General features: G+C 41.6%; 15 protein-coding genes. 13 read left to right on the top strand and 2 right to left on the bottom strand.

Going from position 1 to position 14,646, the window contains the following annotated elements; translation table 11 throughout:
- Window positions 1-483: 483 nt before the first annotated feature.
- Window positions 484-1,395: a metallophosphatase gene (locus tag DCK90_RS10940; protein WP_108246245.1), complete on the bottom strand. Its 912-nt coding sequence runs from the start codon at window positions 1,393-1,395 to the stop codon at window positions 484-486.
- A complete protein-coding gene (locus DCK90_RS10935) occupies window positions 1,395-2,108 on the bottom strand; it encodes a 5'-nucleotidase C-terminal domain-containing protein (protein ID WP_234414742.1) in 714 nt (237 codons plus the stop codon). The genes DCK90_RS10940 and DCK90_RS10935 overlap by 1 nt, the downstream gene beginning before the upstream one ends.
- A 115-nt stretch (window positions 2,109-2,223) precedes the next feature.
- Here DCK90_RS10935 and DCK90_RS10930 point away from each other — a divergent pair, with 115 nt between their 5' ends.
- The 13 genes from DCK90_RS10930 (at window position 2,224) to DCK90_RS10870 (ending at window position 14,613) form a co-directional block, all read left to right on the top strand.
- Window positions 2,224-2,757: a DUF6913 domain-containing protein gene (locus DCK90_RS10930; RefSeq protein WP_108246244.1), complete on the top strand. Its 534-nt coding sequence runs from the start codon at window positions 2,224-2,226 to the stop codon at window positions 2,755-2,757.
- A gap of 4 nt (window positions 2,758-2,761) precedes the next feature.
- Window positions 2,762-3,652 (top strand): 4-hydroxy-tetrahydrodipicolinate synthase, encoded by an 891-nt coding sequence (gene dapA / locus DCK90_RS10925; protein WP_108246243.1) that lies wholly within the window; start codon window positions 2,762-2,764, stop codon window positions 3,650-3,652.
- 108 nt (window positions 3,653-3,760) lie between these two features.
- A complete protein-coding gene (locus DCK90_RS10920; protein WP_108246242.1) occupies window positions 3,761-4,597 on the top strand; it encodes an outer membrane protein assembly factor BamD in 837 nt (278 codons plus the stop codon).
- A 25-nt stretch (window positions 4,598-4,622) separates the two neighbouring features.
- Entirely contained in the window at window positions 4,623-4,949 is a 327-nt protein-coding gene (locus DCK90_RS10915; protein WP_108246241.1) for a DNA-directed RNA polymerase subunit omega, read from the top strand.
- Between the two features lie 3 nt (window positions 4,950-4,952).
- Complete coding sequence (coaBC, locus tag DCK90_RS10910) at window positions 4,953-6,158, top strand: bifunctional phosphopantothenoylcysteine decarboxylase/phosphopantothenate--cysteine ligase CoaBC (protein WP_108246240.1); 1,206 nt, start codon at window positions 4,953-4,955, stop codon at window positions 6,156-6,158.
- Window positions 6,151-7,041, top strand: a complete 891-nt coding sequence (gene porD / locus DCK90_RS10905; protein ID WP_108246239.1) for a type IX secretion system protein PorD — start codon at window positions 6,151-6,153, stop codon at window positions 7,039-7,041. The genes coaBC and porD overlap by 8 nt, the downstream gene beginning before the upstream one ends.
- A gap of 46 nt (window positions 7,042-7,087) precedes the next feature.
- Complete coding sequence (gene recN, locus DCK90_RS10900) at window positions 7,088-8,740, top strand: DNA repair protein RecN (RefSeq protein ID WP_108246238.1); 1,653 nt, start codon at window positions 7,088-7,090, stop codon at window positions 8,738-8,740.
- Window positions 8,741-8,813: 73 nt separating this feature from the next.
- A complete protein-coding gene (locus tag DCK90_RS10895; protein ID WP_108246237.1) occupies window positions 8,814-9,626 on the top strand; it encodes an enoyl-ACP reductase FabI in 813 nt (270 codons plus the stop codon).
- A gap of 54 nt (window positions 9,627-9,680) precedes the next feature.
- Entirely contained in the window at window positions 9,681-10,688 is a 1,008-nt protein-coding gene (locus DCK90_RS10890) for a glycosyltransferase (protein WP_108246236.1), read from the top strand.
- A 1-nt stretch (window position 10,689) separates the two neighbouring features.
- Window positions 10,690-11,646, top strand: coding sequence for a CdaR family protein (locus DCK90_RS10885; RefSeq protein WP_108246235.1), 957 nt, complete (start codon window positions 10,690-10,692; stop codon window positions 11,644-11,646).
- Window positions 11,643-12,236: a dephospho-CoA kinase gene (coaE, locus tag DCK90_RS10880; protein WP_108246234.1), complete on the top strand. Its 594-nt coding sequence runs from the start codon at window positions 11,643-11,645 to the stop codon at window positions 12,234-12,236. Before DCK90_RS10885 ends, coaE begins: the two co-directional genes overlap by 4 nt.
- Window positions 12,237-12,300: 64 nt before the next feature.
- On the top strand, window positions 12,301-13,887 hold the full coding sequence (locus DCK90_RS10875; protein WP_108246233.1) for a sensor histidine kinase: 1,587 nt from the start codon (window positions 12,301-12,303) through the stop codon (window positions 13,885-13,887).
- A 9-nt stretch (window positions 13,888-13,896) separates the two neighbouring features.
- A complete protein-coding gene (locus DCK90_RS10870) occupies window positions 13,897-14,613 on the top strand; it encodes a response regulator transcription factor (RefSeq protein WP_108246232.1) in 717 nt (238 codons plus the stop codon).
- Window positions 14,614-14,646: the final 33 nt, after the last annotated feature.

Below are 14,646 nucleotides of genomic sequence, written 5' to 3'. Positions count from 1 at the left end.
TTAATTATTGAAATAGCAATTTTTCATACTATTTGTTTTTAGAAGAGACCGGGAGGGCCAAGTGCTTTCTCGGTTATTCTTTTTTAGAAGTCAGAAGTCAGAAGTCAGAAGTCAGAAGTCAGAAGTCAGAAGTCAGAAGTCAGAAGTCGGATATCTGAAATCTGAAATCTGAACCCTTGACAATAAACAATTATTCAATTACCAACAATCAAGCAATCCAGCAATCCAATAATCGAATCATCCAACAATCGACTCCTTGTCAGTTCGAGCGCAGTCGAGAACCCTTTTAACCCTTAACCCTTAACCCTTAACCATTTACCTTTAACCCTTCACCCAATAACCAAATAATCGAATCATCCAACAATCGACTCCTTGTCAGTTCGAGCGCAGTCGAGAACCTTTTAACCATTAACCATCAACCATCAACCATCAACCATCAACCCTTAACCCTTAACCCTTAACCAAATAACCGAACCAAATCACCTAAACCGTAATGCTCACTCCGTTGGCCGATGCCTTTTTATCGGTATCAAAATAGAAATCTATTCTACCTAAATTGATTCCGTAGCATCCCACTTGGTTCACCATAACCGAATTGCCGTTTTGGTTGGTGCGCACATCGGGCTTGTCCAAAAAAGTATGGGTGTGTCCGCCAATGATCAAATCCGTGTGGAACGTTTTTTGTGCCAATTGGGTATCGCAAGGTTTTTCAGGGTAATCGTAATCATAACCCAAATGCGATAGACAAACAATCAAATCGCATTGTTCTTCCTCTTTGAGTTGCTTTTCTATCTCCAGGGCAATCTCGTAGGGGTCCAAATATTGGGTTTCCTTGTAGAGTTTTTTGGTCACCAATCCGTCCAATTCAATACCAAGGCCATACACACCGATTTTAATGCCATCAACCGTATAGATTTTATAGGGTTTCACGTAGCCGTCCATCACAGTGTTGGTAAAATCGTAGTTGGCGTTGATCATTTCAAAAGTGGCATTGGGCATCTGCGCGAGCAGCCCCTCGATACCGTTGTCAAAATCGTGGTTGCCTATGGTTGCCGCATCATATTTGAGCTTGCTCATCAGCTTAAATTCCAGTTCCCCGCCATAAAAATTAAAGTAGGGGGTTCCTTGGAAAATATCCCCGGCATCAAAAAGCAGGGTGTTCGGGTTTTCGTTACGGATTTGCTCCACCAAAGTGGCGCGCCTTGCCACCCCACCCAAATTTGGGTGCCTGGAGTGGGTAGAGGGGAAGGTGTCGATATGGCTGTGCACATCGTTGGTGTGCAATATGGTAATCTGTTTTTTGCCCAAGTTGGAACATGAGCTTAAACTGAGCCCGCCCAATCCAATTAAAGTGGATGCAGCGGTGGTGTTGGTAATAAAGTCCCTTCTTTTCATTAATCCATTTGTTTTATGCGGTCATCAGCAACCGCTTGTAGCGTATCCACCTTTTTAAAATAGTCTATCATGGCATTGCGCAATAGGTAATCTGTTGGGGTTCTCGAAACAATTTGGTCAAAAAAGCCAACGCTTGGCCCTCCGTTGATCAAATAATCGGAAGAAGCCACGTAGTAGTTTCGGCTTTCATCAAAAGGTTCCCCTTGAATGTTCACGGATTCCAGGGCACCGTTCTCGTTCGTAACAATCTCGATTCCGGCAACGGGGTGTCTTCTAGAAGCCTTTGCCACAAAATTGATGAGTTCACGGGTAGCGGAGCCGCTGAGTTCCACCACTTCAATATAATTTTCAAAAGGCATTACCTCGTAGGCGTTTCTGGCGCTTACATTGCCCTCGGAGATAATGGAGCGTACACCACCGGCGTTCAACACCACAAAATCCAAGGTGTTCCCGGACCTGGAATTGAAGATAGGGGAGGCCTGCTCAAAAACAATGTCCGCCATTAAGTTTCCCATGGATGAGGTACGTTCGCCATCGTTCAGCAATAGCGGTTTTGGAGCGTATGCCAAGGTGCTGTCCAGTACCTCGTTTATTCTTTTTCGGTACGGTTCCACAAACGCTTCAATGGAATCGGTCTGGGCTATGGTGGAATCGATTGGGATTTGTTTGCCCTGTATTTCCGTTAGGTTTCCAGCATCGTTTTTGCAGGACATTAAAAAACAAAAAGTTGTAAATACAACAAATTGTTTAAAATTTAGATTGTTCACGTGCGTATCTTTGTTAAGTCGTCTTGGTAGATTATTTACCTTTGTAAAAATCGTCAAAAATATGTTTTTGAAAGGACTCCAAGACAAATTTAAGGTTAAATCGGGGCATAAATATTTAAGGGAGGAACTGGAAAGGTCTCCCAAGACTGTTGCCAGGGATAAGGGAATTACCAGTGTGGGCTGTATCGTCGATGTTGATAATTTTCAGAAAGCAGAGGCCTTTTACGAACTTATTGAGGAATTTTCGCTGAGACCGAATGCCATAAAAATCATTGGATACAAGCGAGAGTTCGATAAAAATTCCCCATACGCCATCCAAATGTTCTCGGACAAGGACCTTGGGTGGAAAGGACAGATAGAGAACAGTTATGTTCTGGAATTTTTGAGCAGAGAGTACGATATGTTGGTCAATTATTACGAAGATGATAATTTAATGATGAAGTTGTTGTCGGTAAAAACTCCTGCACGTCTCAAAGTAGGTTTGGCGGCACAGGACCCCAAACTGAATGATTTAATCTTGAATACATCCTTGGGCGACTTTAAGTTGTTCAAAAGTGAACTGAAGAAATATTTAAAGGTCTTAAAAGAAATTTGAAGTGATGGAACAATTGATCGGAACAGGAGTAGCTTTGATAACCCCGTTCAGAGAAGATTTATCGGTAGATGTAGAAGCCTTGGAAAGAGTGGTGGAGCATAACATTCAAGGTGGTGTGGATTATTTGGTGGTGCTGGGAACAACGGCCGAATCGGCAACCCTTTCGCAGGCAGAAAAGCAGTTGGTGGTAGATGTGGTGGTGCGCGCCAATGCAGGCAGACTTCCTTTGGTACTAGGTGTAGGAGGCAACAATACCATGGCGGTGGTGAACGAGCTAAAAACATTGGATTTATCTGATTTTGATGCGATACTTTCCGTTTCACCTTATTATAACAAGCCTACACAAGAGGGCATATACCAACATTTTAAACTGATTTCAGAAGCGTCGCCCATTCCAATCGTGCTTTACAATGTACCCTCAAGAACAGGCAGCAATATGTTGCCGGCGACCACGTTGAGGTTGGCGCATGACTTTGCCAACATTGTTGCTATCAAAGAAGCTTGCGGCGATGCCGTTCAAATTGATAATATTATAAAAGGCAAACCAGAAGACTTTTTGGTCATCTCTGGTGACGATTCAACGGCTTTGGCCACGGTGCTGTCAGGTGGGGCTGGTGTTATCTCGGTTTTGGGGCAGGGATTGCCATCTCTTTTTTCCGATATGATAAAATTTGGCTTGGAAGGCAACGTAAAGGAAGCTTACGCCATCCACCACAAACTATCTCCCTTAATGTCCCAAATTTTTGAAGAAGGGAACCCGGCCGGTATAAAAAGTATTTTTGAAAGCAAAGGGATTTCACGGGCTACTGTGCGATTGCCATTAGTGGAAGCGACATCGGTTTTAAAGGATAAAATCGTAGCCTCTTTGGGTCAGTTGGACAAGGCCCATGTTTAAAATTCGTTAAATGTTGCCCAAATAATTGGGGATTGCCCTTGCTACCTTTTACATTTGAGTGGTAAAAAAATCTTTTTTATATCCATTCAATATCACTAATTTTGCAAAATGTTTTTGAAAATGAGGTCAATACTCCTTTTTTGTTGTGCAGCAGTGCTTCTCGTATCCTGTAGTGAGTATCAAAAGGTACTTAAGGAAACCGATGTGAAGGCCAAATACGATATGGCCGAAAAGCTGTACGAGGAAGGTGATTATAAAAGAGCGGTTCGTTTGTTCGAGCAGATTGCGCCCCAATATGTTGGAAAACCACAAGGGGAACGCGTGATGTTCTTTTTTGCCGATAGCTACTTCAAAAATGAGGAATATTACTTGGCCGGTTATCAGTTTGAGCGCTTTATTAAGTCTTACCCACGTAGTGACAAGATTCAAGAGGCCAGTTTTTTGGGAGCAAAAAGTTATTACATGCTTTCTCCAAAGTACTCCTTAGATCAAACAGAAACTGACAAGGCACTTTTGAAATTACAGACCTTTATCAATAATTATTCCGAGTCTGAGTTTTTTGAGGAAGCCAACACAATGGCCAGGGAGTTGACCACCAAAAAGGAGAAGAAAGAAATAGAGATAGCGAAGCAATTCAACAAGTTGGGAGAATTCAATTTGCCCGTTTTGATTTCTGCAATCACTGCTTTTGATAATTTCATTACAGACAATCCAGGTTCCGTCTATCGTGAAGAAGCCATGTTTTATAGAATAGAATCGGCCACGAGATTAGCCCTGAACAGTACATTGGACAAAAAACAAGAGCGATTGGAAGATGCACTTGAATCTTATAATACGTTGATGCGTTATTTTCCTGAAACGGAATTCAAGAAAAAGGCTGATGACTATGCCGAAACAATCCGTGAGGAGTTGAGTGCATACGACACTGCTTCTTTATCAAAATAAAAAATTAGCTTTTAAACCATTGCACATGCAAGATTTGAAAAACACCAAGGCCCCGGTATCCACAAAAACTCTTAATAGAAACGAGTTTGACGAAAAAACCGAAAATATTTACGAGGCTATCTCCATAGCTTCCAAAAGAGCTATCCAAATCAATTCTGAGATTAAAAAGGAATTGTTGGAAAAGCTAGAAGAATTTGCTACCTATAGCGATAGTTTGGAAGAAGTGTTCGAGAACAAAGAACAAATTGAGGTTTCCAAATTCTACGAAAAATTGCCAAAACCACATGCTTTGGCGGTACAAGAGTGGTTGGAAGATAAAATCTACTACAGGAATACAGAGAAAGACGCATAAGAAATGCTCAGCGGTAAAAATATTCTTTTGGGAGTTTCCGGGGGAATTGCCGCCTACAAGACTACATTTCTTGTTCGTTTACTGATTAAAGCTGGCGCCCAGGTCAAAGTTGTAATGACCCAGAGCGCCAGCTCTTTTGTTTCTCCACTTACACTTTCCACACTTTCAAAAAATCCAGTGTTGATGGATTTTATCAACGAGGAAGATGGAAGCTTGTCCTGGAACAACCATGTTGAGCTCGGACTTTGGGCAGACGTGATGCTGATTGCTCCCGCTACAGCCAATACCTTGTCCAAGATGGCCAATGGGACATGCGACAACCTTCTTTTAGCGACCTATTTATCGGCAAAGTGTCCAGTGTATTTTGCACCTGCCATGGATTTGGATATGTACCAGCATCCATCCACCAAAAATTCAATTGATAAATTGGAATCTTTTGGAAACACTATCATTCCTGCCGAATCGGGAGAGCTGGCAAGTGGATTGCACGGCGAGGGACGTATGGCAGAGCCTGAGAACATAGTGGCCTTTATTCAAGAAGATTTAAAAAAAGGATTGCCACTTTCAGGGAAAAAAGTACTCATTACGGCCGGGCCTACGCAAGAGGCCATTGATCCCGTTCGTTTTTTGGGAAACCGTTCCACGGGCACCATGGGGTTTGAACTGGCCAAAAGGGCTGCAAATCTTGGCGCGAACGTAATTTTGGTCTCCGGACCCACACATTTGGACATCGAACATAATGGCATCGAATTGATTCGGGTGACCTCGGCCCAAGACATGTACGAAGCCTGTCATGAACATTACGCGAACACTGATATCGCGATATGTGCAGCTGCGGTAGCAGATTATCGTCCTAAAATAATAGCTTCTGAAAAGGTGAAGAAGCAGGAAGGTGACATGAAGATTGAGCTGGAACGTACACCGGATATTTTAATGTCACTTGGTGAGGCCAAAAAACATCAATTCTTGGTCGGATTTGCCTTGGAAACCCAAAATGAACTGGAAAATGCCAAAGGCAAGCTCAAAAGAAAACATTTGGACGGGATTGTTCTTAATTCCTTAAAAGATGACGGCGCTGGGTTTGGCGGTAGCACAAATAAAATTACTTTCATAGATAAGAATTCGGAGATAAAAACGTTTGATTTGAAGACGAAGCCCGAAGTAGCTTCCGATATTTGGAAAGAAATCATCTCCAGGATTCATGCGTAACATAGTTTTTTCTATTCTCTTATTGTTGGTGACCATCGGAACTTCCGCACAAGAGTTGAACTCTTCGGTGACTGTGAACTCTGACCAAGTAGGGCAGACCAATCAACAGATTTTTAGAACTTTGGAGCGTTCGCTGAACGATTTTGTGAACAAGACTAAATGGACCAACAGGACTTATCGTGAAAATGAGCGTGTCAATGCGCGGATGTTCATTACGGTAACCCAGTACGAATCGGACCGTTTTGAAGCCAATATTCAGATTCAATCCACACGACCGGTTTTTAATACCACATACGAAAGCCCTGTGTTCAACTACAAGGACAATTCATTTAACTTTCAATATCAGGAATTCCAACCTTTAGTGTACAATCCAAATAATTTTGATTCCAATTTGGTGGGGGTAATTTCTTACTACGTGTACATTATGTTGGGATTGGATGCCGATACTTTTTCCTTGGAAGGTGGAAATGATTTTTATCGTCAGGCACAGAACATTGTGACCCAAGCTCAGAGTTCCGGTTATGCCGGTTGGAGCCAAGACACGGGGGACCGCAGCCGATTTGAGTTGGTGGACAACCTATTGAGCAACTCGTTCAGGGAATACCGGATTGCCATGTACAACTACCATAGAAAAGGACTCGATATACTGGCAGATAACAATAGCACGGGCAAGCAAATTATCGCCGGAAGCCTTCGTTTGTTCGAAACACTTATTAGCCGTAGGCCCAATGCCTTCTTGATCCAGACCTTTTTTGATGCCAAGTCCGAAGAAATCCAGAATATCTTTTCGGACGGCCCAAAGGTGGACATTGTAAAACTCAAGGAAACCCTTAATAAAGTGGCTCCATTTTATTCCAGCACATGGAATGAAATAAATTACTAGTGCAGTTCTATAAAGAAATTTATCTTTACGGGTAAATTCTTCAATATTGCTAGCAAATCTATCCATCCAAAATTATGCACTCATTGATGACGTAAGTGTGTCTTTTTCCAACGGATTTACCACCATAACAGGTGAAACCGGAGCCGGAAAATCCATACTCTTGGGAGGTCTTTCCATGGTTTTGGGAAAGCGCGCCGATTTATCATCGTTAAAAAATACAGCACAAAAATGTGTGATAGAGGCCGAGTTCGATATTTCCAAATATCAGCTCAGGCCGTTTTTTGAAGAAAACGAACTGGATTACGAGGACACTACTATTTTGCGGAGGGAAATTTTGCCGAGCGGTAAATCGAGGGCATTTGTAAACGATTCCCCTGTTACTTTAGATGTGATGCGTGCCTTGGGAGACCAATTGGTGGATGTACACTCGCAGCATCAGACCATGCAGCTCACCGACAACGATTTTCAGATGAAAGTGTTGGATGCATTGGCCGATAACTCCGAAAATCTTTCGGGATATATGGATGAGCTTGAAAAGTTGCGGGCAGCGTCCAAAGAGCTTCAAAAGTTGGAAGATTTCCAGGCTGATGCCGATAAAGAACACGATTACAATAGTTTTTTGTTGAAGGAACTGGAAGATGCCAAGCTCAAGGAAGGCATGCAGGAAGAACTCGAAGAAGAGTACGAGCAATTGAGCAACGTGGAGCAGATTATGGAACAGTTGTCCGCCGGGCATCAGTTGTTGAATGACGAGCAATTGGGCATTGTAGGCCGACTTACCGATTTAAAACGGGCATTCCAGAGCTTGACTGATTTCGGGGCTGACTATAAATCCTTGTACGATAGGATTCAATCAGTTTTGATTGAAACCGATGATATTGCCTCCGAACTGGAGCAAATGCAAGAAGGTGTAGAGGCTGATCCTGAACGTTTGGAAGTAGTCAATGGGAAATTACAGCAACTCTACGACCTTCAGAAAAAGCATCATACGGATTCCGTTACGGATTTAATAGCCATTCGGGAGGAATTGGCCCAAAAGGTGGATGCGGTTGCCAATATTGAATCCAAAATCAAAGAGAAGCAACAAGAGGTCGATGCCATCACCAAAACGGTGGACGCTTGGGCCAAAAAAATAAGTGAGGGAAGAAAGGCTGTCATCCCCAAATTGAACGAGAGGCTTCATACAAATCTAGCATCATTGGGAATGTCGGCAGCAACATTTAAGATTGAGGTGAATCCCTCCAAATCATTTAAAACCAATGGCAAAGATGATTTGATGTTCTTGTTTTCTGCCAACAAAGGCTCCAATTACGGAGAACTAAAAAAGGTGGCATCTGGAGGGGAACTATCCCGGATTATGCTGACGATAAAATCCATTTTGGCGGAGTATGAAAACCTGCCCACCATGATGTTCGATGAAATCGACACCGGGGTTTCAGGTGAAATATCCAACCGAATGGGGGAAATTATGCAGCAGATGAGCGGTACGATGCAGGTATTTTCCATAACACATTTACCACAAGTGGCATCAAAAGGACAATATCAGTTCAAAGTTTACAAGCAAGAAGGGGCAGAGGGCACGAGTACACACATTAAACGGCTGACTACGGACGAACGTGTACGGGAGTTGGCAGAAATGTTGGGTGGCAAGTCGTTGTCCGAATCCGCTTTGGCGCATGCTAGGGAGCTGTTACAATAAAACCACAAAGCTGCTTCCCAAACTTCAAATAGTTTAAATATCTTTGTGACACAATCAACAATAGCAATAAACTATGGCATACAATCTTTTAAAAGGTAAAAAAGGAATCATTTTTGGTGCATTGGATCCTAACTCCATTGCTTGGAAAACCGCTGAACGCGTTCACGAAGAAGGTGGCGAGTTTGTTCTAACGAATGCACCCATCGCCATGCGAATGGGTCAAATCAATGAACTGGCGGAAAAGACCAATTCAGAAATTATTCCCGCAGATGCCACTAACGAAGAGGACTTGAAAAACTTGGTGGAGAAATCCATGGAGATTTTGGGAGGAAAACTGGATTTTGTGCTCCATTCCATTGGAATGTCCGTCAATGTTAGAAAAGGAAGACATTACACCGACGAGAATTACAGTTTTACCGAGAAAGGGTGGGATGTGTCCGCATTGTCTTTCCATAAAGTTATGCAGTCACTTTATAAAGCTGAAGCGATGAACCAATGGGGGAGTATCGTAGCATTGACCTACATGGCAGCACAAAGAACATTCCCGGATTATAATGATATGGCGGACAACAAAGCTTATTTGGAGTCTGTGGCCAGAAGTTTTGGTTATTTCTTCGGAAAGGAACACAAGGTAAGGGTGAACACGATTTCCCAATCACCGACCCCGACCACAGCTGGACAGGGTGTTAAAGGCTTTGATGGGTTCATCAACTACGCGGAAAAAATGTCGCCATTGGGCAACGCCACCGCAGATGATTGCGCCAACTATACGGTATCACTTTTCTCCGATTTGACAAAAAAGGTGACCATGCAGAACTTGTTCCACGATGGTGGGTTCTCTAATACAGGTGTGAGTCAAGAAGTAATCGATGAGTTTTCGAAATAAACTTTAAAAAATATATGGGAAGCCACTCTTTTTAGGGTGGCTTTTCTGTTTGAGATGAATACATTTTTTTCCATAGTGGTACCGGTGTACAACCGGCCTGATGAAATTAGGGAACTCTTGGAAAGTCTCCAAAAACAAGACTTCCAGAAAGATTTTGAGGTGGTTATTGTTGAGGATGGGTCTTCACAAAGTTCGGAGGAAGTGGTAGATAGGTTTCGGGATGGCCTGAACATTTCCTACTATTTTAAAGAAAATTCCGGTCCAGGTGATTCCAGAAACTTTGGAATGCAACATGCTAAAGGAAATTATTTCATCATTCTGGATTCGGACTGCATCCTCCCTAAGCAATATTTGTCCGAAGTGAACAAGGAACTAACTAGGGAGTTTGTGCACTGTTTCGGTGGTCCGGATGCAGCGGATGATTCCTTTACCACTATTCAGAAAGCCATCAATTATGTGATGACATCTTTTTTGACCACAGGGGGTATCCGTGGAGGTAAAAAAGGCGTAGGTAAATTTCAGCCCCGTAGTTTTAATATGGGGATATCCAAAGAAGCATTTGAAAGGGCGGGAGGTTTCGGTCGTATACATCCTGGTGAAGACCCGGACCTGACTTTTCGTATTTGGAAGGCGGGGTTTGAAACTAGATTGCTCCCCGAGGCATTTGTGTATCATAAAAGACGTATCGACTGGAACAAATTTTATATTCAAGTCAATAAATTTGGGATGGTCCGTCCCATACTCAATAAATGGCACCCCGGAACGGCGAAGCCGACATACTGGTTTCCGACATTGTTTATGCTTGGATTGGTGGTGGCGATTCTCTTGGCCTTTGCAGGGCTTGGACTACCACTGATACTCTATATGTTCTATTTTTTGGCACTATTTTTGGATGCTTTGATAAAGAGTAAAAGTCTCATTGTCGCCTTGTTGTCCATTTTTGCCCTTATGATTCAGTTTACAGGATATGGAATAGGTTTTTTCAAGTCCACAATGTTGCTTAACTTTAGTAATAAGAACCCAGAGGAGTTGTTCCCAAAACTATTTTTCAAGAAGAAGTAAAGTGTTTAAAAAGGTATTGCACGGTCTCAACCAAAGAAAGGCAAAAGTATTTTTGCTATTTCTGATATGCTCTTTTTTTGCATGGTTTATCAGCAATTTATCTGAAACATACGAATCCAGGGCTTATTTTACCTTAAATTACCGTAACCTTCCCGATTCTTTACTGTTGGGGGAGAATTCAAAAGACCAGATTGATGCAAAACTAAGAACAAGCGGGTTTCAATTTTTGTACTATAAGATTTTTAGAAGTCGAGTAGATATTGATGTATCCCAAGTAAAGTACCAAGATGGGAAATATGTTCTCGATGAGCAGGTCTTGATTAGACAAATGGACCAACAGCTGTCTCAAAATATATCTTTGTTGGATTTGGACCCGAATGTGTTAGATGTAGATTTATACAAGGTCGATTCCAAGAAGATACCTATTCAGGCGAACTTAAACCTTCGACTTCAACAAAATTATATATTGGACGGAAAGGTTAAGATATCTCCTGATTCAGTTGTTGTGAAAGGGCCAAAAAGTGAAATAGATACCATAAAGATTATTAAAACCTCACCTGTTCAACTTAGCAATGTGAACGAAGATTTTTCTAGCGATGTCACTTTGCTTTTCCCGAAAGGGCTGGACAATAGCATATTCTCAGTGGGGCGTGCAACGGTTTTTGGCAAGGTGTCCAAATTCTCGGAAAAAGTTTTTGAAGTTTCGATTCAGGTGCGCAATATTCCTGAAGGTTACCAAGTAAAAACGTTTCCCAACTCGGTCACTATTCTTTGCAAGGCTACGATAGAAAGACTGAAAGAGATATCCGCATCCGATTTTGAGGTGGTGGCCGATTATGGTCAGTTGGATGGCTCTGAAAGCAGCAAATTGTTTTTGGAAATTACAGAGAGCCCTCAAAAAGTGTACGATGTAAAGTTGGAAGAAAGGACCGTAAATTTTGTTTTGGAACAGCAATGATGATAGTTGGTCTCACAGGAGGAATTGGAAGTGGAAAGAGTACCGTGGCAAAAATGTTCTTGGACCTAGGAGTCCCGGTTTACGACTCTGATCAGGAAGCCAAAAAACTCATGTCAACTTCCAAAGAGGTAAAAACGGCCATTATACAATTATTGGGTGATGGGGCTTATAACGAAGAAGGGCTTGATAGGTCCTTTATTGCAGAAAAGGTATTCAAAGACTCGGATTTGCTCGAAAAGCTTAACGGAATTGTCCATCCAGCGGTTAGGGAGCACTTTTTAGAGTGGGCCAAAAGGCAAGAGTCACCTTATGTTATTCAAGAAACCGCACTGATTTTTGAGAACCAAGCACAGGATAAATACGATTGTACCATACTTATAACTGCGCCAGAGAATATCAGGATACAAAGGGTTGTTCGGAGAGACGGTACTAGCGAACAAGCGATAAAGGACCGCATCCATAATCAACTGGAAGATGGTCAAAAAAAGAAATTGGCCCATCACGTTATAGAAAACCTAGACTTGGATAAAACCAAAGAAAAGGTTAAGGAACTACACCTCAAACTATTAGCGATAGCACCTAAATTTTAACATTTATGTTAAGTTTTGGTTAAACGCTAAAAGTACTAAATGTTAAATTTTTAATTTTACATCAATGAACAAGAAGCTATTCGTTCTTCTAGTTGTTCTTATGAGCTTATCTCTTCTGGGGATAATTTTTGTGCAGGTTTACTGGATTAGAACATCCGTAAACGACAAAGAAGAACAATTCTCGAGGACAGTTACGGACATTCTGGATAAAGTGGCGAGTAGGGTGGAGAAGCGCGAGATGAAGGAATACTCGGACCGTTTAGCATCTCTTGCGGATAGTATTGGCGAGCCCAAGAGCACGCAATACAAGAATTTTTTGTTCGTGGATCGGGATTTGAATTCCGATGAAATCCTATTTTATTCCCACGGAATTCTTGAAGAAGATTACAATATAACCTCTGCGTTCTTTGATATTAATACAGGTGGCAATGAAGATACGACCACAATTAAAAACTTCACGAGCAAGCGGACCAAGGCCGTATTCAAAGAAGAATATGGATTGGATGGGAAGAGTTATAGCTTGACCCCTATACAACGCGCGGAGAAAATTGGTGGATTGAGCAGTATTGACAAAGCGGCTTGGGAAGATGTTTTTATGGAGGCGGCCAAAGCAAAGCCAATTCATAAAAGGGTGTCCAAACAAGAACTGGAATTGTTGCTCAGTCAAGAGTTGAGTAACCGGAATATTGATACCGATTACGAATATGGAGTGTACAGTCAGGGTTACCCTACCAAGGTGCGTTCCAGAAAGTTCAAGTTTTCGGGTACCAAAATGTACAAGGCGCCTATTTTTAAGGATAGTGAAGGGAGTTCCAATTTCTCCCTGCTACTTACGTTCCCGAGCATGAAAAAATACATTTTCAGCTCAGTGATGGGAATGGCCCTATTATCCTTGGTGTTTACATTGGTAATCATGCTGGCCTATTCCAGCGCGATTTACCAGCTAATAAAGCAAAAACGTATTTCAGAGATCAAGTCAGATTTCATCAATAATATGACGCACGAGTTCAAAACACCCATAGCGACCATTAATTTAGCAGTAGAAGCTATACGAAATCCGAAATCCATAGAGGATAAGGAAAAGGTGTTGCGTTATCTAGGCATGATTCGTGATGAGAATAAACGTATGCACGCGCAGGTAGAAAACGTACTGAGGATATCCAAATTGGAGAAAAATCAATTGGACATCAGTAAAGACCGTGTAAATATGCACGATATTATTACAGATGCCATTGCACATATAGAGCTTATTGTTCAGGATAGGGGCGGCTATGTAAATGCCCATCTTGATGCCGAACGCTCTGAAGTTTTGGCCAATGATATGCACATGACCAACGTGGTGGTAAATATTTTGGACAATGCCGTAAAGTATTCCCCAGAAACACCTAAAATAGATGTGTTTACCGAAGTGGTAAAAAATAGCATCATTATCAAAGTACAGGACCATGGTGCTGGAATGAGCAAAGCGGTCCTGAAAAAAGTATTTGAAAAATTTTACCGGGAACATACCGGAGACATACATAACGTTAAAGGCCATGGATTAGGATTGGCCTACGTAAAACGAATTATAGATGATCATCAGGGCGAGGTTTATGCAGAAAGCGAAAAGGGAAAAGGAAGTACCTTTTTTATAAAACTCCCTTTAATTTAAAAACGAACTATGGAAACAGAGAAAAAAAAGATACTATTGGTGGAGGACGATCCCAATTTTGGAATTGTTCTTAAGGATTATTTGACCATGAACGACTTTGATGTTGTTTTGGCCAAAAACGGAATGGAAGGTTTTGAAAAGTTCAAAAAGGACAATTATGATGTTTGTATTTTGGACGTAATGATGCCTTACAAGGATGGATTTACCTTAGCGAAGGAAATTCGAGAGAAAAATGAGAACGTGCCTATTATCTTTTTGACGGCCAAAACCATGAAGGAAGATGTACTAAAGGGATATAAAGCAGGTGCGGACGACTATTTGAACAAACCGTTTGATTCTGAAGTCCTTTTAATGAAACTGAAAGCGATTCTCCAGAGAAAAGCATCCAGTTCTTTGGCCGATAGCAAGCAGTTTGAATTTGAGATTGGAAACTTCCATTTAAACTCAAAATTACGCTTCTTGAAATATAAGGAAGAAGAACCTATAAAATTGTCTCCAAAAGAAAACGAACTATTACGTTTGTTGGCGCTTCATGAAAACGATTTGATGCCAAGAGAACTGGCATTGACCAAAATCTGGAGAGATGACAACTACTTTACTTCCAGAAGTATGGATGTTTATATCGCCAAACTAAGAAAATATCTGAAAAAAGATGACCTAGTTGAAATATTGAATATACACGGGGAAGGATTTAGGCTTGTTGTAAAAGCTGAAAACGAGCAATAAACCAATGTCCCATATCATATAAAAAAGCCACCT

This window comes from Muricauda brasiliensis, assembly GCF_003057865.1.
Classification (GTDB): Bacteria; Bacteroidota; Bacteroidia; order Flavobacteriales; family Flavobacteriaceae; genus Flagellimonas; species Flagellimonas chongwuensis.
Note: the sequence above shows the minus strand (reverse complement) of the source record. Positions and strands in the feature narration are given on the sequence as shown.

Excerpts from the sequence above, each read along its gene's own strand:
- porD (WP_108246239.1), top strand. The coding sequence starts at position 6,151 with ATGCGTAACATAGTTTTTTCTATTCTCTTATTGTTGGTGACCATCGGA.
- dapA (WP_108246243.1), top strand. The coding sequence starts at position 2,762 with ATGGAACAATTGATCGGAACAGGAGTAGCTTTGATAACCCCGTTCAGA.
- DCK90_RS10875 (WP_108246233.1), top strand. The coding sequence starts at position 12,301 with ATGAACAAGAAGCTATTCGTTCTTCTAGTTGTTCTTATGAGCTTATCT.
- DCK90_RS10895 (WP_108246237.1), top strand. The coding sequence starts at position 8,814 with ATGGCATACAATCTTTTAAAAGGTAAAAAAGGAATCATTTTTGGTGCA.
- DCK90_RS10890 (WP_108246236.1), top strand. The coding sequence starts at position 9,681 with ATGAATACATTTTTTTCCATAGTGGTACCGGTGTACAACCGGCCTGAT.
- DCK90_RS10930 (WP_108246244.1), top strand. The coding sequence starts at position 2,224 with ATGTTTTTGAAAGGACTCCAAGACAAATTTAAGGTTAAATCGGGGCAT.
- DCK90_RS10920 (WP_108246242.1), top strand. The coding sequence starts at position 3,761 with ATGTTTTTGAAAATGAGGTCAATACTCCTTTTTTGTTGTGCAGCAGTG.
- coaE (WP_108246234.1), top strand. The coding sequence starts at position 11,643 with ATGATGATAGTTGGTCTCACAGGAGGAATTGGAAGTGGAAAGAGTACC.
- DCK90_RS10935 (WP_234414742.1), bottom strand. The coding sequence starts at position 2,108 with ATGTCCTGCAAAAACGATGCTGGAAACCTAACGGAAATACAGGGCAAA.
- coaBC (WP_108246240.1), top strand. The coding sequence starts at position 4,953 with ATGCTCAGCGGTAAAAATATTCTTTTGGGAGTTTCCGGGGGAATTGCC.
- DCK90_RS10940 (WP_108246245.1), bottom strand. The coding sequence starts at position 1,395 with ATGAAAAGAAGGGACTTTATTACCAACACCACCGCTGCATCCACTTTA.
- DCK90_RS10870 (WP_108246232.1), top strand. The coding sequence starts at position 13,897 with ATGGAAACAGAGAAAAAAAAGATACTATTGGTGGAGGACGATCCCAAT.
- DCK90_RS10915 (WP_108246241.1), top strand. The coding sequence starts at position 4,623 with ATGCAAGATTTGAAAAACACCAAGGCCCCGGTATCCACAAAAACTCTT.